Source organism: Corynebacterium nasorum (genome assembly GCF_032821635.1).
Taxonomy (GTDB): Bacteria; Actinomycetota; Actinomycetes; order Mycobacteriales; family Mycobacteriaceae; genus Corynebacterium; species Corynebacterium kefirresidentii.
The window spans coordinates 91,520-115,805 of sequence record NZ_JAVBIE010000001.1; the positions used below are offsets into that span (position 1 = coordinate 91,520).

The window sequence follows — 24,286 nt, forward strand, 5'->3', positions numbered from 1 at the left end:
AGAGAAAAGCCAGTGAGCGAAGTGGCGGATGGGAAAGTTACGGCCACAGTTATCCACAGTCGAGGGCGACATCCCTTGCGCGCGGGTGCGAAAACGGCGAAGCCCGCGCCGGACACAATGAAGCGGGCGCGGGCGGGGACGAGCGGGACTTAGACGGCCGGGGGAGGGGTGACCTTGTCTAGCTGCTCGGTAATCTGCGGCCACAGCTGGCCCATGATGTCATCCCAGGTAAGGATCCACACGGCATTGTCCTTATCGGCCTTACCCACCATGACGAGCTGTTCGTTGCGGGCCCGCATATGGTCCAAGGTCTTTTGCACGGTAGTAGAAGAAGACACGGACAGGGCAGGGCGGGAGAACTCGAGGACCGGGGTCTCCGGAGCTGCCAGCAAGGTATCGCGCACGTGGACTACGCGGGGAACGCGGGAGTCCTTAGGAAAGACCAGTACGCGCATGATGTTCTTGCGCACGACGAGGTCCTGGAGATCGTCCACGGTGGCGTCGGAAGGCAGGGGCACTACCTCGGAGCCATGGGCGCGGGCCATGGCGCCAACGGTGGAGTTTTCCAACTCGATGACATCGGAAATCTGGTTGGCGGAGTCATCATCCAATGCGCCGGTTTCGCGGGAATGCTCGACCAAGGTACGCAGGGTCTCGGCATCGTAGCCGGCTGCACCGGCACGATCGACGGGCTCTTCGCCAGCTATGGCCACGAGCTTATTGGCCATGACATTGATCCATTTCAGCAGCGGGCGGAAGATCCACACGAAGCCGCGCGCGGGTACCGCGATGACCTGCAGTGCGGTTTCTGGGTGGGCGATCGCCCAAGATTTCGGCGCCATCTCACCCAGCACTAAGTGAAGGAAGGTGACGATGAAGAGGGCGAGGATAAAGCTAGCGACATCGGCAATGCCCAGTGGTAGGCCTGCAGCTTCGAGCGGGGCCATGAGCAGGTGGTGGACCCACGGTTTGGTCACGGCACCCAGCACGAAGGTAGCGGCGGTAATGCCCAGCTGCGCGCCGGCAAGCATGATGGTCAGTTCATTGAGCGAGCGCAGGCCGGCCCGGGCAGTACGGGAATTTTCCGCATACTCTTCCAAACGGTGACGGCGAGCGCCCATCAAGGAGAACTCGATAATCACAAAGAAGCCGGAAGCGGCGATGATAAGTAGGGTAACGAGGAGGTTAAACCACCAAGATTCGGTCATTATGCATCCTCCTTCTCGTCGTCATCATCGGACTGGTCGGGGTAATCCTCCACCAGCTCGATGGCAAGGACGGAGGGCACGTGGCGGTCCACCTCTTGCACGCGCAGGCGGATAGAGCGCACGGGCGCCTCATCGTGGTCCACCCAATCATCGGGCTCGGCCTCGAGCTGAATGGCGTGTTCCTCACCGACCTCTGGCAACGCGCCGGAGTGGGCGATGACGAGGCCAGCGACGGTTTCGAAGTCGCCCTCAGGCAGGTCGTGGCCGATGGCCCGCTCGATTTCATCAATGGGCGTATCGCCATCTACCACCCAGTGGGAATCGTCCTGCTCCGTGATTTCCTCGGTTTCTTCGATATCGTGCTCATCGGTGACATCACCCAAGATTTCCTCGGCCAAGTCCTCCATGGTCACGATGCCCACAAAGCCACCGTATTCATCGATAACACAGGCCATCTTCTGGTCGCTATCGCGCAGCTCCTCTACCACATCCGGCAGCGGCATCAGCTCAGGAACCACGACGGGTTCCTGCATGATGCTGGTGGCCTTGGTGGCGGCGGGAAGGTCGCTTCCCAGGACGTCGATAAGATGCACCACGCCCACCGGGTTATGTTCGTCATCGATGACGGGGTAGCGGGTGTGATCGGACGACATCATCTCGCGAACCTCACCAAGGGTGGTGTCCGGGTCAATGACGTCCACGCGGGAGCGCGGGATCATGGCATGCTCTACGTCGTGCTCAGGGAAATCCAGCAGGCGGTCGAGCACCATATAAGTATTCTCATCCAGATCGCCGGCCTCATGGGAGGAATCCACGATGGATTCCAAGTCATCGGCGGTGGCGGAGGAGTCCACGTCTTCTACCGGTTCAATGCCAAAAACCTTGAGGATGGCATTGGAAGAGTACTCAAAGAAGTGGATGAGCCAGCCGAATAGCCGCAGGTAAAGCTGCGTGGAGGAGGCCAGCCAGCGCGCCGTCTTCATAGGGGCGGCGATGGTGTAGTTCTTGGGGAAAAGCTCCGCGAAGAGCATGGTTGCAATCGTGGAGATGAAAAGCGCCAGGATGGTGCCCACGGTAATAGACACTGCGCTCGGCACACCAACGCCGCCGAGCAGGACGCCCAGTCCTTGGCCCACGAGCGGCTCGGCCACATAGCCGATGAGCAGGCCGGTAATAGTAATGCCGAGCTGCGCGCCGGAGAGCATGAAGGAGGTCTGCTGGGTAATAGCCAGCGCGCGCTGCGCCGTCTTATCCCCCTCAGCAGCCTGGGACCGCAGCTGTGTGCGGTCCACGGACATAAAAGAAAATTCCTGGGCCACGAAGTATGCATTCGCGACGATGATGAGGCCGATGACTACAAATCCGGCCAGGATCATCAAAATAGCCGATAACATGATTTACTCCCCACCGCCTAGAAGGAGGTAGGGACATCGACTGGGAGGTTCCACTGAGGGTGCCTTTCTACTTGGGAAGATGCAAACATACTACATGCTTAACCCCCCTTTCGGCCATTTTGTTCCCGCCCTATTAGGGTTTTATCCATGACTGAACCCTTCGGGCTGTATATCCACGTTCCTTTCTGTGCCACTCGTTGCGGGTATTGCGATTTCAACACCTATACCCCAGGAGAGCTCGGCAGCCCGCGCGATCTCACCGGGCCTTATCTGGATGCCTTGGACCGCGAGCTGGAGTTGGCGGCCGCGCGCGTAGGCCGCCCGGCCGAGACCGTCTTCATTGGCGGCGGCACGCCTTCTTTGCTGGGCGGGCAGGGGCTGACCCGGATCCTCAACACCGTCCGCTCCACCTTCGGCTTGGCACCAGGGGCGGAAGTCACCACCGAATCCAACCCGGAGTCCACCTCACCGGAGTATTTCGCCCAGCTTGCCGACGCCGGCTATACCCGCATCAGCCTCGGCATGCAGTCCGCTTCCCCCGGCGTTCTCCAAGTCCTAGAACGCGCCCATACCCCTGGACGCGCCTTCGCCGCCGCTCGCGAGGCTCGAGCTGCCGGCTTCGAGCACGTCAACCTGGACATGATTTATGGCACGCCCACCGAAACGGATGACAATGTGCGCGAAACGCTAGACCGCGTGCTGGAGACCGGCGTGGACCACGTCAGCGCTTACTCGCTCATCGTCGAAGACGGCACCCGCATGGCTCGCAAGGTCAACAAAGGCATCTTGCCCGCCCCTGATGAGGACGTGCTGGCCCGGCGCTATGAGATGATTTCTACCACCCTCGAAGCGGAAGGATTTGAGTGGTACGAGGTGTCCAATTGGTCCAAGCCTGGTGGCGAGTGCGAGCACAACCGCATCTACTGGGTAGATGGCAATTGGTGGGGCGCAGGCCCCGGCGCCCACTCGCACTTAGGCAACGAGCGTTTCTTTAACGTCAAGCACCCCTCGCGCTATATCGACGCCCTTGGCCGCGGTGAGCTGCCCATTAAGGAAACCGAAGCGCTCACTGAGGCCGACCGCCACATGGAAAAGGTTATGCTTGGCCTGCGCCTGCGCGAAGGTATCCCGGAGGCTTGGATCGATACCCATGCCACTCCCGCCCTCGAGCGCTTCATAGGCCGCGGCCTGCTCGAGCGCGCCAGTGAACGCGTACGCATCACTAAGCCCGGCCGCTTGCTGGCCGATGGCATCATCACCGATCTCCTCGTCGCTGAAGAAACCTAATCTTCGTCCCGTCTACACTCGAAAGCACGTGAAAGAGCCAAGCGAATAGGAGCGACATAGTGTCTACCTCAACCGATGCCCGCCGCAAGGAAGTCCTGCGCGCCATCGTGGCGGACTATATTGCCTCCCAAGAACCGGTCGGTTCTAAAACGCTGCTGGAGCGCTACCAGTTAGGTGTTTCTTCGGCCACGATCCGCAATGATATGGCTGTGCTGGAATCCCAGGGCCTTATCGCCCAACAGCACGCCAGCTCCGGCCGCGTGCCCACCCAGCAGGGCTACCGCCATTTTGTCGACTCCCTCCATGAGGTCAAGCCGCTTTCGACCCCGGAGCGCCGCGCGATGCTCAGTTTTTTGGAAGGCGGCGTGGACTTGGAAGACGTGCTGCGTCGCTCGGTGCAGCTATTGGCGCAGGTGACAAAGCAGGCGGCCGTCGTCCAGCTGCCCAACCTTAAGGTCTCGCGCGTAAAGCACTGCGAGGTTGTGGCGCTGTCCCCAGTGCGCCTGCTGCTGGTGCTTATTACCGATAACGGCCGCGTGGACCAGCGCAACGTGGAGCTCGATGAAATCATTGACCAGGATCAGACCTTCCGCCTGCGTGACATCGTCAATAGTGCGCTGGTGGGCAAGACGCTTAGCGACGCCTCCGTGGAACTTGCCCACCTCGTCGACGAGGCTCCCTTGGATATCCGCCACCATGTGCTCAAGGTGGCCACCACGCTCATCGAGACCCTAGTGGAGCAGCCCTCCGACCGGCTGATTATGGCCGGTGCCTCCAACCTGACGCGCGTGGCCCGCGAGTTCCCAGAAGGTTTACCCAAGATTATTGAGGCGTTGGAAGAACAGGTCGTCGTCCTCAAGCTGCTTGCCCGCGTGCCGGATCTAGGCAACGTCTCCGTGGTCATCGGCGAGGAAAACGAAGAAGACCAGTTGCGCCAAGCCTCCGTTGTGGCCACGGGCTATGGTCTCGGCACCGGCGATGAGGTGGCCACGCTCGGCGGCCTTGGCGTGGTGGGGCCTACCTTTATGGATTACTCGGGAACAATCTCTAAGGTCTCTGCCGTTGCACGGTATGTGAGCGAAATTTTGGCCGGCGAGCAGTGCGAGTAAACTAGCTGGCCGCGCATTATTTTTTCAAGTTAACCCCAACAAGACGAATTAGAAGGAATATCTCTTACAGTGGCTCGTGACTATTACGGCATCCTCGGTGTTGATAAAAACGCAACTGACCAGGAGATTAAGAAGGCCTACCGCAAAATGGCCCGCAAGTATCACCCGGATCTAAACCCGGATGATGAAACCGCGGCTGAGAAGTTCCGCGATGCTGCGCTGGCTCAGGAGGTCCTACTGGATCCGCAAAAGCGCCAGATCGTGGACATGGGCGGCGACCCCATGGAACAAGGCGGCGGTGGCGCCGGTGCGGGTGGATTTGGCGGCTTCGGTGGCGGCGGCCTGGGCGATATCTTCGCCGAGTTCTTTGGCGGCGGTGCTGGCGGCTCCCGCGGCCCGAAGTCCCGCGTCCAACCGGGCAATGATGCCCTGCTGCGCACTCGCATTACCTTGGAAGAGGCCTATACCGGCTTGAAGAAGAAGGTCACCGTGGATACCGCCGTGCTGTGTGATACCTGCGGCGGCACCGGCTCTGAGTCCAAGTCCAAGCCGGTTACCTGCGATAATTGCAATGGCATGGGCGAAATCCAGGAGATGCAGCGCAGCTTCTTGGGCAACGTGATGACCACCCGCCCGTGCCCGAAGTGCCAGGGCTTTGGCGAGGTCATCACCGATCCATGCAACCACTGCGCCGGCGACGGCCGCGTGAAGAAGCGTCGCGATATTACCGTTAATATCCCGGCCGGCATCAACGACGGCATGCGCATCCGCATGGCGTCCCAGGGCGAGGTCGGCCACGGCGGCGGCCCAGCCGGTGACCTCTATGTTGAGGTCCACACGGAGGAGCACCCCGTCTTCCAGCGCAACGCCGATGATTTGAACCTCACCGTGCGCGTGCCGATGATTGACGCCGCCTTGGGCACCAACTTCACCATCGACCAGCTCAATGGCGAAGAGCTCACGATCGATATCGAACCGGGCACCCAGCCGGGTGAGTCCATCAAGGTCGACGGTGCCGGCATGCCGCGCCTGCGCACCGATGGCTTTGGCAACCTCTTTGCCCACGTGGACGTCGTCGTGCCAAAGGACCTGGACCGCAAGACCCGCGAGTCCCTGGAGAAGATTCGCAACTCCCGCGACGAGGGCGCGCGCGTGCGCACCACCGGCGACGGTCAAGAGGAATCCTTCTTCAGCCGCATCCGCGATAAGTTCCGCCGCTAATGTCGCTCCCCGTCTTCATCCACCCGGACCTTTCCGTCGCGCGCACCGGCGAGGCCTTCAGCCTCTCTGGCCCGGAGGCCCGCCACGCCGTGACGGTCAAGCGCATGGGGGAGGGCGAGCGCCTCGAGCTTATCGACGGCACCGGTATCCGCCTCACCCTCACCATCACCGCCGCCACGGGCAAGGACTCCCTAGAGGGCATGGTTGAGTCCATCGTCACCACGCCTGAGCCCACCCCGCGGGTGACCGTGGTGCAGGCCATCCCGAAGTCCGAGCGTGCCGAGCTCGCCGTGGATCTGGCCACCCAAGCCGGCGCCGATGAGATTATCGCCTGGCAGGCAGACCGCTGCGTGGCCAAATGGGACGGCAAGAAGGCACCAAAAGCGGTGGCCAAGTGGCAGGCGGCCGCAGATTCTGCGGCCAAGCAATCCCGCCGCGCCCGCATCCCCCAGGTGCGCGGCCCGCTGACCACCCCGCAGCTCGTCCAAGAACTCAGCCGCGACCGTGCCGCCGGTGATGCGGCGGCTGCACCCACCGTGCTTGTCCTGCATGAAGAAGCCACCGCCTCCATCAAGGATGTCACGCTCGCAGACGATGTCGTTCTGCTCGTCGGCCCCGAGGGCGGCATCGGTGACGCCGAGCTCGATCGCCTCAAGGAGGCCGGCGCCACGCCTATCAAGCTCGGCCCGGAGGTGCTGCGCACAGCCAGCGCGGCAATGGTGGCGCTGGCGGCAATCGGCATGCGCACCCAGCGGTGGTAGCCGGCGCTGGTAGCCTAAAGCACGTGCCTATCATCACGAAGAAATGTGAGCTAGATTCCGCCTACGTCAGCATCGTGCTGGGTAGCGCGGACGATAACTTGCGCGTGCTCAATAACCGCCTGGATGCGGACCTTTTTGCCCGCGGCAATGTCGTTACTATCACCGGTCCCGATTATGAGGTGGCCCGCGCCGCGAAGATCCTCGACGAGCTCGAAGCCATCGCCCGCCGTGGCCACGCCGTATCCACCGATACGGTCAAGCACACGATGGACATGGTGGCGGTAGAGGCGCCGCAGTCGGTTTCGGCGGCGCTGGCGGCGGACATCGTCAAGCGCCGTGGCAAGGCCGTCCGCCCAAAGACGGTGGGCCAGTCTGAATACGTGCAGGCCATCGACGATAATACGGTGGTCTTTGGTATCGGACCAGCCGGCTCCGGCAAGACCTACCTCGCGGTAGCCAAGGCGGTGCAGGCTCTGCAAACCAAGCAGGTCTCGCGCATTATTCTCACCCGCCCGGCTGTGGAGGCAGGGGAGAAGCTGGGCTTTTTGCCGGGCACGCTCAATGACAAGATTGATCCGTACCTGCGCCCGCTATACGACGCCCTGCGGGACATGCTCGATCCAGAGATGATCCCTAAGCTCATGGAGGCCGGCATCATCGAGGTCGCCCCGCTAGCTTATATGCGCGGCCGCACATTGAACGATGCGTTTGTCATCCTTGACGAAGCCCAAAACACCACGCCCGCGCAGATGAAGATGTTCCTCACCCGCCTGGGCTTTGGCTCCAAGATCGTGGTCACCGGCGACGTCTCCCAGGTAGACCTCCCGCATGGCCAGGTCTCCGGCCTGCGCATCGTGCGCCGCATCCTGCGCAACGTGGAGGATATTCACTTCGCGGACCTAGGCGCGAAAGACGTGGTGCGCCATCAGCTGGTCGGGCGCATTGTCAATGCCTATGAGACCTTTGATAATAAGAAAGCCGCAGAATACGAGGGAATGGAATGAGTATCGAGTTTCTCAATGAGTCCGGCTTCGAAGGCGTCAATGAGGAGATGCTGATTGACGTCGCCTCTTATGCCTTCGGGGCCATGGACATCAACCCCGATGCCGAGTGCACGATTACCTGCGTGGATTTGAAGACCATCGAGGATCTCCATGTGCGCTGGATGGACCTGGAGGGCCCTACCGATGTCATGAGCTTCCCCATGGATGAGCTCACCCCCGGTGCGATTGCTGGTGGCGGCCGCCCGGATGCCGCCGATCCAGGCCCGGCCATGTTGGGCGATATTGTGTTGTGCCCCGAATTCGCATTGCGCCAGGCCGATGCCGCTGGGCACTCCCTAGGTCACGAGCTTGCCCTGCTTACGGTCCACGGCTGCCTGCACCTGCTGGGCTATGACCACTCCACTCCGGCCGAGGAAAAGGAAATGTTCGGCCGCCAAAACGAGCTGCTTGCGGATTGGTACGACGATGTGGCCGATCGTGGCGTGGCTTATCAGCCCAAGCCTTCCGGGCCGAAGGCTTTTCCCGATGCCGCCGAACGCGCCAACCTGGACAAGCAGGTTCCCGGTGGGGGAATACCTGCGGTGGGAGAACCACAAGATCGCCCGGAAGAATAATTTTTCGCTTTCTTTTGTGAGCGCGTGCGCCGCATAGCACAATGGAAACCTATGACTATCCTTTCCATCCAGTCCCACGTCACCTACGGCCACGTTGGCAACTCTGCGGCCGTCTTTCCTCTGCAGCGCGCCGGCCATGAAGTATGGCCGGTCCACACGGTGAATTTCTCCAACCACACTGGCTACGGTGACTGGGGCGGGCCGATGATTCCGGCCAGCGATGTCACCTCCATTATCGATGGCATTGAAAAGCGCGGTGCCTTCCCACAGATTGACGCCATTCTGTCTGGCTACCAGGGCGGCGCCGACATTGCCGACGCCATCGTGGAAACCGTCCGCCGCATTAAGGCCGCTAACCCCAAGGCGCTTTACGCCTGCGATCCTGTAATGGGCAATGCTAAGTCCGGTTGCTTTGTCTCCGATGAGATCCCGCCGCTGCTGCGTGACCGCGTTGTGCCCGTTGCCGATATCATCACCCCCAACCAATTTGAGCTGGGCTACCTCACCGATTCCGAGGTCGGTACCCTCGATCAGACCCTCGCCGCGGTGAAGAAGGCGCAGGAAATCGGTCCAAAGACCGTTCTGGTTACCTCCGTCAAGCGTCCCGAAACTCCAGAGGGCCAGATTGAGATGCTCGCCGTTGACGGCGACCGCGCCTTCCTAGTGTCCACGCCACTATTGCCGTTTAAGCGTAACGGCTCCGGCGATGTCACCGCCGCCTTGTTTACCGGCCACTACACCGAGACCAGCGACGTTAAGGAGTCCTTGCGCCGCACCGCCTCCTCTGTCTACGACCTGCTGGAAAACACCTATGAGGCCGAGACTGCTGAGCTTCAGCTCATCCAGTCTCAGGATGTATTCGCACACCCGCGCATGCAGTTCCACGCGGAGGAGCTTTAGGCCTGGGCAATCTCTACGGAAAGCCCATTGTTGCGGACCCTATCCAGTGAGAGGTTAGGTTGCCTAGCGCAGCACTGCGGCGTAATGCCACGCTAGGTCTAGCTTGATTTGGCCGAGCTGAGGATGCAGCCTCAGCTCGGCTTTCTTTATCTGCTCCTTGTATTACTTTCCGAGTCTCTCATATGAGACACCCACGCCTGCTTAAAAGTGGTATGGCGCACCATGCCCTATTAATATGGCGGCAGTCACGTTCTCATCAAGTAGAAGGAGCTCACCATGTCTAGTACCGAAGCATCAGCGCCTCTCCCGACGGCCTTTTGATGGCACTCATTCAGTACCCCGTCCCCGTGGTTAACACCCCAGAGGAGGTCCAAGCCAGCGTGGATGAAATCTGCCGCATGGTTGCCTCCACCAAGGCGGGCTACCCAGATCTCGATCTCATTGTCTTCCCGGAATATTCTTCCTCCGGTCTCAACACCAAGATTTGGTCCTATGATGAATTCCTCATTGGTCTCGATGATCCCAAGGTAGATCAGTTCAAGCAGGCTTGTAAGGAAAATGACGTTTGGGGCGTCTTCTCCATCATGGAGCCCAACCATGAGGAAGGAAAGCCGCCGTTTAATACCGCCATCATCATCAACTCCGATGGCGAGATTGCTCTGCACTACCGCAAGCTCCAGCCATGGACTCCTATCGAACCGTGGTACCCAGGCGATTTGGGTATGCCGGTTTGCGACGGCCCCAAGGGCTCCAAACTCGCCGTGAACATCTGCCACGATGGCATGTTCCCCGAGCTGGCACGCGAGGCCGCGTACAAGGGTGCCAACGTCTACATCCGCATTTCTGGCTACTCCACGCAGACCCAGGATCAGTGGATCATGACCAATAAGACCAATGCCTTCCAGAACCTCATGTTCACTGCTTCGGTGAACCTGGCTGGCTATGACAACACCTTCTACTACTTCGGTGAAGGCAACGTCTGCAACTACGATGGCCACATGATTTCTGAGGGCCACCGCAATCCCGGCGAAATCGTCACTGCCGAAATCTTCCCAGAATTGGCCGATAAGGCGCGCATCAACTGGGGCCTTGAAAACAACATCTTCAACCTGGGTAACCGCGGCTACGTTGGCTACCCCGGCGGCAAGACCGAAAACTATCTCACCTGGGTCGAGGACTTGGCCAAGGGCGAATACAAGCTCCCGTGGGCTGACGACGTCCGCATCAAGGACGGCTGGAAGTACTACCCGGACGGCCCGCAGCTTGGCCCGCTGCCGGACGAGTTTAAGTAAGCTTCACTAATTTAGCGGCAAGCCCTGCACCCGTTTCGACGGGCGCAGGGCTTTGGTGTTGTCCAGCGTGCGGTCTTTTTGCTGCTAATACTCGTCGCCTTCTACCGCACCTGTATCGGCATCGGCTGGCGTATCTAACACTGCGTCAGACTCTGGTGTGTATCCGGCATCTACGTCGCCATAGTCATTAAGCGAATCTGAAGGCGGAAGGCCTCCATTGCACAGCTCGGCCCATTCTTCGGGGTACTTATATTGTCCGCCTGGACCACCGCAGACTTCTTCAGCCCGAACAGCTCTTTGTAGCTCTGGAGTGTTGCAGAGCTCAGTTGGGTGCCAAGAGCCATCGGAAAAATGGCCAAACGCGCCTAGCCCGTCATCGCAATACAGCAACTCTGGCTCCGCAGCTGCAGCCTCGGCCTGGGTCTCTGGCTCTGCAGCAACGCTATTTGCAGGTTCTTCAGGCATGCTCTCTTCGCCGCTGCTGGTAGCAGCAGAAGAGGCCGTACTCGAAGAGCTGGTGGCGGACGAAGAAGAGGTCGTCGCAGAGGTAGTGCTCGTCTCTGCTGATGGCTCGGAATCGGGGAGGAGCAGGCGGAGAGGAAGAGGGTAAGAGCAGCGCTCAAAATGAGCGCAGGAGAGGTGCGGGGCATGGAGGAGCCTTTCCGGGGAGGCAGCACGGTTTGTGCTGGGGAGAAGAGGTTTCTCCATAGATTAGCCCTATTCTGTACCGCTGGTAGAAATTGGCCGTGAACTAATCGGAGATTTTGGCTCTGTGGGCTATTATTGCGGGTAATGAGTTCTGATTTTGATGCACAGTTTGATGCGGCATTCGAGGGTCTTCCAGAAGACCCCGATGATGCCGTGCCGGAAGGCGCCGAGAATGCGGCCGCCCCGCTTGACTATTCGCAGTACACCGACACCCCGGAAGGATTCCGTTCCGGCTTCGTGTCCTTTGTCGGCCGCCCGAATACCGGTAAATCGACGCTGACCAATGCCCTGGTAGGTCAGAAGATTGCGATTACGGCTGACCAGCCGGAGACCACCCGCCACACCATCCGTGGCTTGGTACACCGCGAAGATGCCCAAGTAATCGTCGTGGATACGCCGGGCCTACACCGCCCGCGCACCCTGTTGGGTGAGCGCCTCAATGAGGTAGTCAAGGATACCTACGCCGATGTGGATGTCATTGGCCTGACCATCCCGGCCGATGAGAAGATTGGCCCGGGTGACCGCTGGATCCTGGACAACGTGCGCTCCATTGCGCCGAAGACGCCGATCATCGGCATCGTCACCAAACTGGATAAAGCCAGCAAAGACCAGGTAGGCGCACAGCTTTTGGCCCTGCACGAGCTACTTTCCCAAGATGACCCGAATGCGGTAGTCATCCCGGTGTCCTCCAAGGAAGGTGTACAGCTTGATGAGCTCGTGCAGGTCATCGTGGATCACCTGCCAGAAGGCCCGAAGTTCTACCCAGATGATCACATCACCGATGAAGGCCAGGAAAAGCGCATCGAGGAACTCATTCGTGAGGCTGCATTATCCGGCTTGAAGGCGGAGCTGCCGCACTCGGTGGCGGTGCAGGTGGATGAGATGTTGCCATCGCGCACCCGTGAGGGTGTGCTGGATATCCACGCCATTTTGTATTTGGAGCGGCCTGGCCAAAAGCGCATTATCGAAGGCAAGGATGGCCTGCGCTTCCGCCGCATTGTGGGCAATGCCCGCAAGGAGATCATCGAGTTGCTGGGCCAGAACGTATACCTAGACCTGCGCATTAAAGTGCTGAAAAATTGGCAGTCTGACCCGAAGTCGCTGGGTAGGCTCGGGTTTTAAACCACTATGCGCGAGAACTATCGTGACCGCGCAGTGGTCATCCGCACCTACGATTTTGGTGAGGCCGATCGCGTCATTGTCCTACTCACCCGCGATCACGGCCTCGTGCGCGCGGTGGCCAAGGGCGTGCGCCGTGCCAAGTCGCGCTTTGGCTCGCGCCTGCAGCTCTTCGTTAACCTTGATGTTCAGCTGTACGTGGGCAAGAACCTAGCCACCATTTCCCAAGCGGATACGGTGGATTACTTTGGCGCGCGCCTCATCGAGGACTATGAGCGTTACACGGCGGCCTGCGCGGTGCTGGAGTCAGCCGAGCGCCTGGCTTTTGCCGACGCAGCCCATGACCCCTACCTCTACGAATCCGTCACCGCGACCTTGGAGCGGCTGCAAACTGCGGACCCAACCATGACTCTGGATGCCTTCTTGCTGCAGGCGATGGCGCATGCCGGTTGGGCGCCGAGCCTTTTCAACTGTGCCCAGTGCAACCGGCCCGGCCCGCACCACGCCTTTCACCCGGCAGTCGGCGGGGCGGCGTGCCACGAATGCCGGCCGCCGGGTGCAGCCGAGGTGGATCCGGAAACGCTGCATCACCTGTGGCTTTTAGCGCATAACTACCCGACGAATCCCACGAATGCGCAAAAGCAGGAGGGGCATCGCCTAGCGCGGGCGCACCTGCAGTGGCACATGGAGCGCAATGTTTCCGCATTGCAGGTAATGGAGCAGTAGAATATAGCCCGTGATTACGCCAGACCCGAACCGCACTTTGACCCCGCCGAATATCCCGGATGAGTTCATGCCGCGCCATATTGCGCTGGTTATGGACGGCAATGGCCGCTGGGCCCAAGAGAAGGGCATGAAGCGCACCGAGGGGCATAGGCGCGGCGAAGCCGTGCTTCTTGACGTCGTCGATGCCTGCCTGGCCGCCGGCGTTCCTTATCTTTCGGCATATGCCTTCTCTACGGAGAATTGGCGCCGCAGCCCCGAGGAGGTCCGGTTCCTCATGGGCTTTAACCGCGACGTGCTGCGCCGCCAGCGCGAGTGGCTCAACGAGCGGGGCGTGCGCGTGGTGTGGGCTGGGCGCCGCCCGCGCCTGTGGCGCTCAGTGATTAAGGAGCTCGAGGCCGCCCAAGAGCTGACCAAGGATAACACCAAGATGACCTTGGCCATGTGCGTGAACTACGGCGGTAGGGCAGAGCTGGTGGATGGTTTTCGGGACATCGCCAAGCAGGTTGCAGCTGGCGAGCTCACCCCGCGCGATATTAAGGAAGAAACCATCGCACAGCATCTCTATGACCCGGGCATGCCGGATGTCGATCTCTTCCTGCGCCCGTCCGGAGAGAAGCGCACCTCCAACTTCCTACTGTGGCAGTCGGCTTATGCGGAGATGATTTACCAGGATAAGCTCTTCCCGGATTTCACTCCGGAGGACCTTTTTGCCGCCATCGAGGAATACGTGCGGCGCGACCGCCGCTTCGGTGGCGTTAAGAAGTAACGCGCAGCACCAAAGTGGTGTGCTTTATACCTCGGGGATAAAGATGTCCTCGATTCGGCAGGAAAAGTGGCGCGCGATCTGAAATGCGAGGGGGAGCGAAGGATCGTAGCGCCCCTTTTCAATACTGATGACCGTTTGGCGCGATACGCCTAGCTCCGCGGCTAAGCCCTGCTGGGAGAGACCTTGGCTCTCGCGAATCTCTTTAAGCCGGTTGTCCATGGCTTAGCTTGCCGCCCGCTTGTGGGCAAAGTAGCTAATGCCAAAGGTGCCGGTCACAAAGACTCCCAAGATGATAGTGAGCAGGGTGCCCGAAACGTGGAAATCCCAAAAAGAGGAGGCGATGCCAAGTCCGCCGATGCCAAAGAGCATGGCGTGCAGGGTGTTTTCGGAGGCTTGCGAATACCAATGGGATTCGATGGAATTTTCCGGATCGGGTGTTGCCCCACGGATGGTGTCTCGATCCACCATGAATCCCCAGCTAGCCGCCGTAGCTACAGGAAATAGGCACAGTGCGTACACAGCAAACGCTAGTAGCGGTGAATCATCGTGTACGAAAGCGGCCACGATGGCACCGGCGGCTGCAGCAAGGCCCGCGCCTGCTGCAACGGATAGTGTGATGAGCTTGGTTTGGGTGCCGCCAAACTTGGGGCGGCCAAAGCGGGTGGTCTGCAAGGAAGCCTCTTCTAACAAGTGATTGTAAAGCGTGCTTGACGCCCACTATATGTCAAGCATCCTTTACTGTAAAGGGTGCTTTACTGTCCCGGGTAAATTCATTCTTAAGGATGATTGGCGGCCTTTTAGGGTAAAAGCATGGCAGAAGACGACATCAGGCTAAAAGACGCACTAATCGGAATAGTGGCAATCATCTCAATGGATGTCCTATTGGTAGTGACAGTTTTTGCCATGCTGAAGACCGGTTTGACCACGGGTGGGCTCGGTGTAGTTCTGCCTGCTGCACTTGTTATTTCAGTGGTAGTGCCGACTGTTGCGTTGGTGTATTACCTCAAGCGTCGGGGAATTAGTCTCGGCTTTGTTCCCTTAGGTCGACGTGGTTGGCACTTATTGTGGCAAGTTCCTCTCGCCATTTTTGTAGCGGGAGTCGCTGCCGCGATTGTGGGGCCGCTGTTGGGGCTATCGCCCTCGGAAAGTACATCTGCAGCAGATGGACGCGGTGTCATGGTGGTCGTTTCTTTGGCCTCCTATCTTTTGCTGGCACCGCTGGTGGAAGAAATTGTGTTTCGCCGCCTGCTGATGGGGTATCTAGATCGCAGCGTCCCAGCGTTTGCCAGCGTGATCCTCAGCTCTTTGCTATTTGGTCTCGTCCATATTGCGCCGCCGGTCATGGTGTATGCGACGTTTCTAGGAATGGGGTGCGCGCTTGTAACCCGCTTCCACAATTCGCTGCGCGCAGGCTTTATTGTGCACTTGGTCAATAATGTGGTCGTGCAGTTGATTGCGGTCTCGGCGCTATAGTCTTGGCGTGGAAGGCCCTGCCACAGTCGGGCCGCGCAAGAAAACCCTAGGCTCCGGAGTGGAGACTGGGGCTAGGGGAGGAGCGGCTTCACTAGGCGGAGTGGGGATGCTTAGGCGGAAGCGGCGCAGTTGCTGCAGATGCCAAAGACCTCGGCATCGTGGCCGGTGAGCTCGAAGCCGTACTCCTTGGCCACGGAGGTCGCCCACTTTTCAATGGGGCCGCCGTCGATTTCCTCGGTGCGGCCACACTTGGTGCATACCAAGTGGTGGTGATGGGCGTCGGTCTCGCAATGGCGGTAGAGGGTTTCGCCATTGGGCATGTGGAGCGCGTCCACTGCATCGATATCGGTTAGGGACTGCAGGGTGCGGTACACGGTTGTCAGACCCACCTTTTCCTCCCGCTCCTGGAGTTCGTGATAGATCTCCTTGGCGGAGGCGAATTTCTCCATATCCCGCAGCACCTCGACGACTGCGGTGCGCTGCTTGGTATTGCGCGCTCCTAGTTTGGGAATACTGTCGTGTAAAGCCATGACCTTTATATTATCAATTCTTTTTCAACAACTGCATAGTCAGGCGGCTTTATATGCAAGGAGGGGAGGGCTAGGAGGCGATCCTGGCGGCGTCGGCAAGCAAGTCCAATACCTGCGGCGCAATGAGTGAGTAGGTCACCTCGCGCCCGCTGCGCTCGGAGTCAACAATGCCCGCTTGCTTGAGAACGCGCAGGTGCTGGCTAATGAGCGGCTGAGACTTGCCGGTGGCTTTGACGATCTCGTGTACAAAGTGATCGCGTTCGGCCAGGCGGGAGATGATGGCGATGCGTAGGGGCGAATCGAGGGCAGCGATCACGCCGGCGGCCGCAGAACTATTAATCGCCGTATCAGTGGTCGTCATAGGGAATGTCACTTTCAATTAAATACCTATTACCTGTCGGGTACCCTTATATTACCCGATGTGTTCAATAACTCGTATGTATTTCAAATTAAATTCATGCCCTAATCCACCGCCGGCAAGCGCTTAGGGTTAGACTGAACGAGATTGTCAAGACTGTCCCCTACCAGAGGAGTCCGAAAACTTATGGCATCCGTCATCGATACCGTTGTAAACCTGTGTAAGCGCCGCGGCTTGGTCTACCAGGCAGGTGAAATTTACGGCGGTTCCCGCTCCGCGTGGGACTACGGCCCTCTTGGTGTAGAGCTCAAGGAAAACATCAAGCGTCAGTGGTGGCGCCACATGGTCCAGTCCCGCGCAGACGTCGTGGGTGTCGATACCTCCGTCATCCAGCCACGCCAGGTCTGGGTATCTTCCGGTCACGTTGAAGTATTCTCCGACCCGCTGGTGGAATCCCGCCACACCGGTAAGCGCTACCGTGCCGACCACCTCATTGAGGCCTACGAGGAAAAGCACGGCCACGAGCCAGAAAACGGCCTGGCAGATATCAATGACCCGGAAACCGGCCAGCCGGGTGACTGGACCGAACCGAAGGCTTTCTCCGGCCTGCTCAAGACCTTCCTTGGCCCAGTCGATGATGAGCAGGGCCTGCACTACCTGCGTCCGGAGACCGCACAGGGCATCTTCGTTAACTTCAAGAACGTGATGACCTCCTCGCGCATGAAGCCGCCGTTTGGCATTGCGAATATTGGCAAGTCCTTCCGCAATGAAATTACCCCAGGTAACTTCATCTTCCGCACCCGCGAGTTCGAGCAGATGGAGATGGAGTTCTTCGTTAAGCCAGGCGAGGACGAAGAGTGGCACCAGTACTGGATCGATGACCGCTATAACTGGTACGTGGACCTGGGCATCAAGGAAGAAAACCTGCGCCTTTACGAGCACCCGAAGGAAAAGCTCTCCCACTACTCCAAGCGCACCGTGGACGTGGAGTACGCCTTTGGCTTCAAGGGCTCCAAGTGGGGCGAGCTGGAAGGCGTGGCTAACCGCACCGACTATGACCTGTCCGTACACGCCAAGGGCTCGGGCGAGGACCTGTCCTACTATGACCAGGCCAATGACGAGCGCTGGATCCCGTACGTCATCGAGCCGGCCGCCGGATTGGGCCGTTCCATGATGGCCTTCCTGGTTGATGCCTACGACGAGGAAGAAGCTCCCAACGCCAAGGGTGGTACCGATAAGCGCGTGGTCCTGCGCCTGGACCGCCGCCTGGCCCCCATCAAGGTAGCCGTGCTTCCGCTTTCCAAGAAGGAAGAGCTCTCTGAGCCTGCCCGCAAGTTGGCCGATAAGCTGCGCGCTTATTGGAACGTGGACTTTGACGTCTCCGGTGCCATCGGCCGCCGCTACCGTCGCCAGGATGAGATTGGCACCCCGTTCTGCGTCACCTTCGACTTCGACACCCTCGAAGACGATGCCGTGACCGTGCGCGAGCGCGACACCATGGAGCAGGAGCGCGTGAAGCTCGATGACCTCGAGGCTTACCTCGCCTCCCGCCTGATTGGGTGCTAGGGATGCATTACACCAGCTGGGATCGCTCTGACCGCGCAAACCCCGTGCTCTTGGCCGAAGACGGCCCGGAGCAGCTGGGCGTATTCTCGGAGCATTCCGCGGAGGTCGACGGCCACTTCTGGCGCACCGAGGTCAGTGACCTTGGCGCCTCTGCCACGCTTGCCGACGGCTCCATCTACCGCCTCGCCGGCCGCCTCGGCCGCGATAAGCGCCTAGAGGCATCGCTCAACGGCCGCACTTTTCACTTCATCAATGAAAACAGCGGCGACTGGATCATCGATGATGTCGATGATGACAAGGTAGGCCAGTTCTCCTCCCGCAACTCTGGGGTGCGCAAGTCCATCCTCGAATTCGAGCACGAAGCCGAAGGACTCACCACCGCCGAAATTGCCGGTTTGAGCTGGTTTACCCGCGTCATCCTTGATGCCAATACCCAAGGCAAGGCTTGGGCGTGGATCATCACCTTGGTCCTCGCTTCCATCGTTGCCATCCTCGCGCTTTTCATCTTCTAATGACTGTGCAGTGGACTTGGGGCGAGGGTGCGCTCAGCAGTGCCGCGGGGGAGCAACTGGCTTCCGTGTGCGACGGTGTGCTCGCCACCGCGGCCGGCGAGCGCCTAACCTTGGAATCTTCGCTGGATTACTCCTCCCCGCGCTTCTTCTTGCGCGCGCAGACCGCGGCGGGCGCGGGCGAGGATTTCTCGGTCTCCCAGGCCGGGATTACCATCACCCGCCTGCGTGCGGCCTGCGGGGAGCGCGAGTACCTGCTAGAACGCCGCAACCCTTTCCGCCGCGAGCGCCGCATCGTAGCTCGCCGCTCGGGCGCCGAGGTTGCCAGCACCGCCCCGGAGGGAAACGGACTGCAGGTGAGCGTGGGTGAGCTGCCGGAGCTCGACGCCATATTCTTGAGCTACGCCTGTGCGCTTCTCGACGCCACCCCGCGCACCCTGCGCACCTAGTCCGGCGCAATCAACGAAGGCGCCGCCCACGGAGAGTGAGACGGGGCGGCCTTTGCTCGGCTAGAAGGAGCCGCCGCGGAAGCCGCCTCCGTCGCCGCCGCCGAAGTCTCCGCCGCCAAAGCTGCCTCCACCAAAGCCGCCGCCTCCGAAACCGCCACCAAAGCCGCCGCCGCCGCCGAGCATTTGGCCCAGGACCATACCGGTGACGATATTGCCGGCCGCGTTGCCCATCTGCTGCCGCTGCTGGCGGCGACGGTGCTCGTCAATGTCATCCTTGGCGCGCTGCAGCGCCGCCTGGGCCGCGGCCACCGCTTCGCGGGAAGACTGCAGGGCGGCGCGGATATCGCTGCGCTCGGTGTGGAGGGCTTGGGCGTGGAGACGTTTGGCGTCGGCAAGCGCGGTGCGTGCGCCCGAGCCGATGATGCGACCGCGGGAGGAAATGAGGTCTTCTGCGGCCTGGATATTGGATTCCGCTACGGAAATCTGCTGGCGGAAGAGGTCTAGCTGGCGCGCGTGGGTGGAGGTCTTCTCGCGCACACGGTCGAGCGCTTCATCCAGCTGAGTATCGATGGAGGTCAGCGCGGTGTGCTGGCCCAAAGGATCCTGCTGGCCGTGGGCCTTGGCGTCGTTGACGGCGGTGCCGGCGCGGCCGAGCAGATCCTCGAGCGCGTTCCAATCCGCCGTGGTTCCCTGCGCCTTGCCTTGGCGCTCGAGTTCGCGGGCCTCGTTGATCTCGCCTTCGACCTCGGCAATGAGGGCCTCGAGGTTGCCGCGGGCGGTGGCGATATTCTCCTCGGCATTTTCCACGCCGGAAATGAGGCGATCCGTCATCTCACAGGCGTGCTCGATATCGCGAATAAGTCCCACGAGCGGACCCTGCTTGCCGGCCGGCTGGGCTTGGACCCCGCGGGCCTTGTCAAGCAGTTTTTCGGCTTCATCGAGGGAAGCGGCGGCAAGCTCGGGATTATCGGCAATGGAGGACAAAACGTGCTCGTCATAGTTATCCTTCAAGCCGGCCAGCGTGAACTCGGCCTCCGGCAGGCGGGCGCGCAGGCCCACGGTGCGCTGGGTGAGCTCGTCCAGTTTCTCATCGGAGTGGATAAGTAGGTCGCGCATCTGGGCAAATTCAGCGGCCTGCGTGTCTAAGGCATCATCAGCTTGTCCGCACGAGGAGATGATTTCCACGAGCATCTGGCGGCGTTCGGCCGGGGACTCCGGAACGGCATCATCTAGGCGCTGGCGTAGGTGGAAAGCCTTTTGCAGGGTAGACGTGGAGTGGTTCATCGCCTTGGTAAATGGACGCACGCGCTCTGGACCGAACTCGGAAAGCGCGATATTGAGCTCCTCCTTGCCGCGGCGGATGGACTCATCGGTAGAGACCAGCTCTTCCTGCGCCAGCTGGTCCAAAGTCTCCAGAGGCAGGCGGCCCAGCTGATCGGTATCGCCCGGGGTGATTTCGCGGGCCGACTCGAGCGTTTGCGCCTTATTCTTCTTGGTATTGCGACGGGAGTAGTACATGATGCCGCCACCGGCGGCGACGATGGCGGCCGCGCCACCGCCTAGCCAGGCTAGGCCGGAGGAATCGGAAGAATTGGAGGCACTGGAGTTGCCCAGGGCGGCGTCGGCAAGCGCAAGGGCCGAAGCACCGTATTCATCGCTGGCAAGCTTGCCATAGGCGGCGTCATACATCTGGTCGAGCCGGCCCTTGGGCCAATCCTTGCCGGTCTGCACGCCCATCTTGCGGTCATTGATGGAGAGCGCATAGACCGCTGAATTCGGTCCCTTGTCCTTGACCGTCGCTGCGGCAAAGGTTTCCGGATCCGTGCCCAACTCATCAGTGATGTAGACAAAAAGGGTTCGGTGCTCCTCTTTTTGCAGCTGGCCAATTTTCTCCCTGAGCTCGGCCTTTTCTTCGGTGCTTAATACGCCCGCATCATCGGTCACCTTCTCCGTGAGGGTTGCCGTACCGGTGCCCTGCGCCACGGTGGTGGTTTCTACAGCGAAAGCAGACCCCGCACCGATGGAGGTGCAGCCCAAAATGAAAGCGGCGATGGCCGCGCGGCCCAAACGTGCACTCAAATTCATGCCCACCACTTTACCGGCTCCGCTTCGCCCTCCGGCGGGTAGTGTAGTGGGGCAGTGAAGTACGCAATTGTTTTAGGAACCGCCCAATATGACGGCCGCCCCTCCCGGATCTTGGCCGGACGCCTGCGCCACGCTGGTGAGCTCGCCACCGCCGAAGGGCTAGAGGTCATTACCGTGGGCGGCAAGCTCCCCGGCGATAGGTTTACTGAGGCCGGCGTCGGCCGCACCTTTCTGCGCGAGCACTTCCCACACCTGACCGTGCACGCGGTGGAGGAGGGGATGGATACCCGCAGCTCCCTGAAAGCGGTCAAGGAAGCCTTCGCGCTTTCCGACGCCACCATCATCACCGATCCCCTCCACCGCCTGCGCACCGCACTCATCGCCCGCCAAGAAGGGCTAAAAGCCACCGTATCCGGCACGCCGTATTACCCAGCCGCGCGCTTTTCCACACCCTGGTGGCGCTACCTTGCCCACGAAACCGGAGGCGTGGCCTACGCGCTGGTTGCAGGCCTCTTGCCGCCGCGTGGCGCCGCCGCATTGCGCAATGGTTTCTACCGCGTGGAGCAGCTCCTGCGCCCGAATCAAAAGCTGCGGCATCAAACGATTGAGCAGGAAGATAGGGATTCTTTTCCCCGGCGATAAGAAGCATCGCATGATATTTTTTAAGCTGCCGATGCATTTCTAGGGGAGAAGGGTTTCTTTTCCACTACATCAGGAAATAACACCGAGCCATGTTGGTCAGCGCTGAAATGCTACGAAGCCTCAGGAGGAAAGCGTGTTAAAACTGGAGAACCTGTCTGTAAAGCTAAGCAGGAAAAGTAGCCCGCTATTCTCTATCGACTCTGTGCATGAGCCAGGTACCCTCACTTGGATTCGAGGCGCCTCTGGGTCCGGCAAATCCACGCTGCTTCGCGTTATCTCTGGACTCCAGAAGCCAACATCAGGAACCGTCAGTATTTTCGGACATGATTTATGGAGCTCTTCTGCTCGAAATAGAGATAGGCTTCGAGCTAAATCGATGGGAATAGTGTTTCAAGATTCCGGCGTAGTGCCCTGTTTGACAATCGACGAAAACCTTTCCTTCGCACAAGGGCTAAGCGGAGCCACTGCGGACTCGGACGCTAATAGCTCTTTGCTAGCTCAACTCAATATGAGTGAATACGGAGCCTCTCTACCGCACGAGCTTTCAGGGGGACAACGCCAACGCGCGGCCATAGCAACGGCAATGTCCAAAAAGCCCCAACTCGTTTTCGCAGACGAACCGACGAGTGCCTTGGATGAGGACAACACATATTCAGTGTTGCGATATCTGCATAATTACACAGTAAGAAACCACGCAATCGCCTTGGTAGTTTCCCACGATGATCGTTTAGCGCAGTTTTGTGATCAGGTTTTGGAAATCGGGGTAAACCAATGAATTTTCGCGCTGTGGAAGCGAGGATCCGTAAGAGCACTTTTGTGGAGAGTATCCCGTTACTAGCTACCTCGTTTGTGCTTTTCTTCTTTGTCTGTCTGTTAGTCTCCACAGTAGCGGCGGACAAGGTAGCCGAATCTATGTCAATGGGGCTGATGTATTCGGCTTTCATATCGATCATTCCCTTTGCTCTGGCGCTCAAATACTGCTTTAGGCATGTGGTGGAGGGGAGGCGCCACCACTATGAGGCGCTTCGTTTATTTGGGTTAACATTAAAACGAATTCGCCGAGTGCTATTCCTTGAGCTACTTACGGTTTATTTTTTCTTTTCAATAGTTAGCGCAGTTCTGGTTCCAGTGCTGATGAAGCCAATCTTCTTGGTTCTGTATTCGGGTTTTGGCATTGATCTTCCTCAAGGACTCCCTTCACCACTACTCGTCGCTGTGATCTCATGGTGCGCTATCGTTTGTCTGAGCTTCGTTCCTTTCCAACAGGAAACGAGAGTTTTGGAGGATTTGAGCCAAGGCCCAACTCGCATAGATCCAACTCCAAGGAATCCGCGGGCTGCAGAACTCCTTCGATATCCGCTGGGGATAGCAGCCTGTGTTGTATTGCTAGTGGGATTTGTGGCGATGCCCCAAGCGGATCCATCTAGTAGGTGGCCGTTTATTTTCGTCTACTGCGTGCCCTTCTTGGTGAGTGCTGCCTCTGTATTTGTCTACGCGGTTGTCTTATATTCCGCCGAATACCTCTCCCTCAAGTTTGGGGGATGGATTCCTCCGATTTTGGGAGTCCGATATGCGCGATCTTTTATCGCCACCACCATATTGCGGGTCTCTTGTATTTTTATCTTGTTTCCCATCATTCCTTTTATTGCGAATGATTCGGCACTCTACTCAGCAAGGGAAGAATTAGCTGACAATGTGAAGAACGTGTATGTAGGGTCGCCGCAGGATGAACAAACTATCAGCACATCCACTGCCCAAAACATTTGTCAGGATCACGCCGCAGATTGCCTAGGAGTTCTTAGCTGGGTGCCTGCTGACCAAGACTCGGAAGAGCTCCAACCTTCCACCATGGAAGAAGGCGCTGTCTTTGCGCTGGTAGAAGATCGGGACGGAACAGTAAGTTCCTTGGTTAATGACCGAGAGGTAGTTGAGACGGAACCCCGATCGCCGTTTGACCAAACGTGGATGCGGCCATGGGATAAAACCTTTAATTCTGAAGCAGATCCTTCTTGGGGAACGGGCGAAAGGCAAGACGAAGGTTATGCTGTAGCCATTTTTTCGAAGCAAGTGGAATTGAGCGACAGCCAAGCGATGGAGGTTGTAGGCGCTCAGCAATGGGCAGAAAACCTACCTTCAACGTTGCTTTACGGTCCAAACGGTACCGGTACAAGCGAATTTATTCCGTTGTTTGCCTACGTGATTGTTGGGGGAGCAGTTCTCATCTTCGGACTGGCCTTAGCACAACAAGGTCGGCTTATCCGCTTCACTAAAACCATTTGGGAACAAGGCGTCTCAGTTGCAGAAGCGCACAGAAACAGGAAATTGGCCAATTGTTTGCCTTCGGCTTTTGCGTTGGCTTTGTCGCTAGGAGCAGCTGCTCTACTGAGCACGTATATGGACTCTTATATAGCGCATAAACTTGTATTGCACTTTCCGGATGTCCCATTTGGACTCATACTTTTCTTGGTGGTGGTTGTGGGCCTGGCAGCGGTGGGCAGCAACTTTGTGAAAGGCCCGCGGCCTGCTAAAAACTAGGCGGCCACGTTGCTCACCCAAAAGGCCAGT

Annotated in this window: 27 protein-coding genes; 19 read left to right on the forward strand and 8 right to left on the reverse strand. The window is 59.1% G+C overall.

The window, feature by feature from the left end:
- Window positions 1-149 precede the first annotated feature (149 nt).
- Window positions 150-1,208, reverse strand: coding sequence for a CNNM domain-containing protein (locus RAE07_RS00435; protein ID WP_284798752.1), 1,059 nt, complete (start codon window positions 1,206-1,208; stop codon window positions 150-152).
- Complete coding sequence (locus RAE07_RS00440; protein ID WP_239207877.1) at window positions 1,208-2,602, reverse strand: hemolysin family protein; 1,395 nt, start codon at window positions 2,600-2,602, stop codon at window positions 1,208-1,210. Before RAE07_RS00440 ends, RAE07_RS00435 begins: the two co-directional genes overlap by 1 nt.
- A 147-nt stretch (window positions 2,603-2,749) precedes the next feature.
- Here RAE07_RS00440 and hemW point away from each other — a divergent pair, with 147 nt between their 5' ends.
- The 8 genes from hemW (at window position 2,750) to RAE07_RS00480 (ending at window position 10,790) form a co-directional block, all read left to right on the forward strand.
- Entirely contained in the window at window positions 2,750-3,889 is a 1,140-nt protein-coding gene (hemW, locus tag RAE07_RS00445) for a radical SAM family heme chaperone HemW (RefSeq protein ID WP_317001085.1), read from the forward strand.
- Between the two features lie 59 nt (window positions 3,890-3,948).
- Window positions 3,949-4,998 (forward strand): heat-inducible transcriptional repressor HrcA, encoded by a 1,050-nt coding sequence (hrcA, locus tag RAE07_RS00450; protein WP_200288778.1) that lies wholly within the window; start codon window positions 3,949-3,951, stop codon window positions 4,996-4,998.
- 69 nt (window positions 4,999-5,067) lie between these two features.
- The gene (gene dnaJ, locus RAE07_RS00455) at window positions 5,068-6,219 is read left to right on the forward strand and encodes a molecular chaperone DnaJ (RefSeq protein ID WP_200288779.1); all 1,152 of its coding nucleotides are present in this window, start codon (window positions 5,068-5,070) and stop codon (window positions 6,217-6,219) included.
- Window positions 6,219-6,980, forward strand: coding sequence for a 16S rRNA (uracil(1498)-N(3))-methyltransferase (locus RAE07_RS00460; protein ID WP_284798753.1), 762 nt, complete (start codon window positions 6,219-6,221; stop codon window positions 6,978-6,980). The genes dnaJ and RAE07_RS00460 overlap by 1 nt, the downstream gene beginning before the upstream one ends.
- A gap of 23 nt (window positions 6,981-7,003) precedes the next feature.
- Window positions 7,004-7,984, forward strand: coding sequence for a PhoH family protein (locus tag RAE07_RS00465; RefSeq protein WP_200288781.1), 981 nt, complete (start codon window positions 7,004-7,006; stop codon window positions 7,982-7,984).
- Complete coding sequence (gene ybeY, locus RAE07_RS00470) at window positions 7,981-8,598, forward strand: rRNA maturation RNase YbeY (RefSeq protein WP_200288782.1); 618 nt, start codon at window positions 7,981-7,983, stop codon at window positions 8,596-8,598. Before RAE07_RS00465 ends, ybeY begins: the two co-directional genes overlap by 4 nt.
- A 51-nt stretch (window positions 8,599-8,649) precedes the next feature.
- Window positions 8,650-9,498 (forward strand): pyridoxal kinase PdxY, encoded by an 849-nt coding sequence (pdxY, locus tag RAE07_RS00475; RefSeq protein ID WP_200288783.1) that lies wholly within the window; start codon window positions 8,650-8,652, stop codon window positions 9,496-9,498.
- A gap of 293 nt (window positions 9,499-9,791) precedes the next feature.
- Window positions 9,792-10,790 (forward strand): formamidase, encoded by a 999-nt coding sequence (locus tag RAE07_RS00480; RefSeq protein ID WP_317001206.1) that lies wholly within the window; start codon window positions 9,792-9,794, stop codon window positions 10,788-10,790.
- Window positions 10,791-10,874: 84 nt separating this feature from the next.
- Here the strand turns inward: RAE07_RS00480 and RAE07_RS00485 are convergent, their stop codons facing one another.
- Window positions 10,875-11,255: a hypothetical protein gene (locus RAE07_RS00485; protein ID WP_200288785.1), complete on the reverse strand. Its 381-nt coding sequence runs from the start codon at window positions 11,253-11,255 to the stop codon at window positions 10,875-10,877.
- On the opposite strand from RAE07_RS00485, the gene RAE07_RS00490 reads away from it, so the two are divergent.
- The 4 genes from RAE07_RS00490 to RAE07_RS00505 all read left to right on the forward strand — a co-directional run bounded on the left by RAE07_RS00490 (window position 11,254) and on the right by RAE07_RS00505 (window position 14,109).
- Window positions 11,254-11,400, forward strand: a complete 147-nt coding sequence (locus tag RAE07_RS00490; protein ID WP_234288166.1) for a hypothetical protein — start codon at window positions 11,254-11,256, stop codon at window positions 11,398-11,400. The two genes, RAE07_RS00485 and RAE07_RS00490, sit on opposite strands and share 2 nt — an antisense overlap.
- A gap of 182 nt (window positions 11,401-11,582) precedes the next feature.
- The gene (gene era, locus RAE07_RS00495) at window positions 11,583-12,620 is read left to right on the forward strand and encodes a GTPase Era (RefSeq protein WP_200288786.1); all 1,038 of its coding nucleotides are present in this window, start codon (window positions 11,583-11,585) and stop codon (window positions 12,618-12,620) included.
- 6 nt (window positions 12,621-12,626) lie between these two features.
- Entirely contained in the window at window positions 12,627-13,343 is a 717-nt protein-coding gene (gene recO / locus RAE07_RS00500; RefSeq protein WP_049361567.1) for a DNA repair protein RecO, read from the forward strand.
- A 10-nt stretch (window positions 13,344-13,353) separates the two neighbouring features.
- Window positions 13,354-14,109, forward strand: coding sequence for an isoprenyl transferase (locus RAE07_RS00505; protein ID WP_317001087.1), 756 nt, complete (start codon window positions 13,354-13,356; stop codon window positions 14,107-14,109).
- Between the two features lie 24 nt (window positions 14,110-14,133).
- On the opposite strand, the gene relB is transcribed toward RAE07_RS00505, so the two are convergent.
- A complete protein-coding gene (gene relB, locus RAE07_RS00510; protein WP_200288788.1) occupies window positions 14,134-14,328 on the reverse strand; it encodes a type II toxin-antitoxin system RelB family anti-toxin in 195 nt (64 codons plus the stop codon).
- 3 nt (window positions 14,329-14,331) lie between these two features.
- A complete protein-coding gene (locus RAE07_RS00515; protein WP_234288167.1) occupies window positions 14,332-14,799 on the reverse strand; it encodes a hypothetical protein in 468 nt (155 codons plus the stop codon).
- A 120-nt stretch (window positions 14,800-14,919) separates the two neighbouring features.
- Here RAE07_RS00515 and RAE07_RS00520 point away from each other — a divergent pair, with 120 nt between their 5' ends.
- Window positions 14,920-15,582 (forward strand): CPBP family intramembrane glutamic endopeptidase, encoded by a 663-nt coding sequence (locus RAE07_RS00520; protein WP_200288790.1) that lies wholly within the window; start codon window positions 14,920-14,922, stop codon window positions 15,580-15,582.
- 110 nt (window positions 15,583-15,692) lie between these two features.
- On the opposite strand, the gene RAE07_RS00525 is transcribed toward RAE07_RS00520, so the two are convergent.
- Entirely contained in the window at window positions 15,693-16,112 is a 420-nt protein-coding gene (locus RAE07_RS00525; protein WP_049361563.1) for a Fur family transcriptional regulator, read from the reverse strand.
- A 70-nt stretch (window positions 16,113-16,182) separates the two neighbouring features.
- Window positions 16,183-16,473, reverse strand: a complete 291-nt coding sequence (locus RAE07_RS00530; protein WP_200288791.1) for an ArsR/SmtB family transcription factor — start codon at window positions 16,471-16,473, stop codon at window positions 16,183-16,185.
- A 183-nt stretch (window positions 16,474-16,656) separates the two neighbouring features.
- Between RAE07_RS00530 and RAE07_RS00535 the strand changes: the two genes are divergently transcribed.
- Genes RAE07_RS00535 through RAE07_RS00545 form a run of 3 tightly spaced genes read left to right on the forward strand, consistent with a single transcriptional unit; the run spans window position 16,657 to window position 18,994 of the window.
- Window positions 16,657-18,036, forward strand: a complete 1,380-nt coding sequence (locus tag RAE07_RS00535) for a glycine--tRNA ligase (RefSeq protein WP_200288792.1) — start codon at window positions 16,657-16,659, stop codon at window positions 18,034-18,036.
- A 2-nt stretch (window positions 18,037-18,038) separates the two neighbouring features.
- The gene (locus RAE07_RS00540; protein WP_200288793.1) at window positions 18,039-18,548 is read left to right on the forward strand and encodes a hypothetical protein; all 510 of its coding nucleotides are present in this window, start codon (window positions 18,039-18,041) and stop codon (window positions 18,546-18,548) included.
- Entirely contained in the window at window positions 18,548-18,994 is a 447-nt protein-coding gene (locus RAE07_RS00545; protein WP_316360410.1) for a hypothetical protein, read from the forward strand. The genes RAE07_RS00540 and RAE07_RS00545 overlap by 1 nt, the downstream gene beginning before the upstream one ends.
- Before the next feature lie 60 nt (window positions 18,995-19,054).
- On the opposite strand, the gene RAE07_RS00550 is transcribed toward RAE07_RS00545, so the two are convergent.
- Complete coding sequence (locus RAE07_RS00550; RefSeq protein ID WP_317001088.1) at window positions 19,055-21,079, reverse strand: TPM domain-containing protein; 2,025 nt, start codon at window positions 21,077-21,079, stop codon at window positions 19,055-19,057.
- Between the two features lie 54 nt (window positions 21,080-21,133).
- Here RAE07_RS00550 and RAE07_RS00555 point away from each other — a divergent pair, with 54 nt between their 5' ends.
- From RAE07_RS00555 to RAE07_RS00560, 3 genes are all read left to right on the forward strand, one after another.
- Entirely contained in the window at window positions 21,134-21,721 is a 588-nt protein-coding gene (locus RAE07_RS00555; RefSeq protein WP_317001090.1) for a YdcF family protein, read from the forward strand.
- A 202-nt stretch (window positions 21,722-21,923) separates the two neighbouring features.
- Complete coding sequence (locus RAE07_RS11920; protein WP_349839670.1) at window positions 21,924-22,496, forward strand: ABC transporter ATP-binding protein; 573 nt, start codon at window positions 21,924-21,926, stop codon at window positions 22,494-22,496.
- Entirely contained in the window at window positions 22,493-24,256 is a 1,764-nt protein-coding gene (locus RAE07_RS00560) for an FtsX-like permease family protein (protein ID WP_317001092.1), read from the forward strand. The genes RAE07_RS11920 and RAE07_RS00560 overlap by 4 nt, the downstream gene beginning before the upstream one ends.
- Window positions 24,257-24,286: the final 30 nt, after the last annotated feature.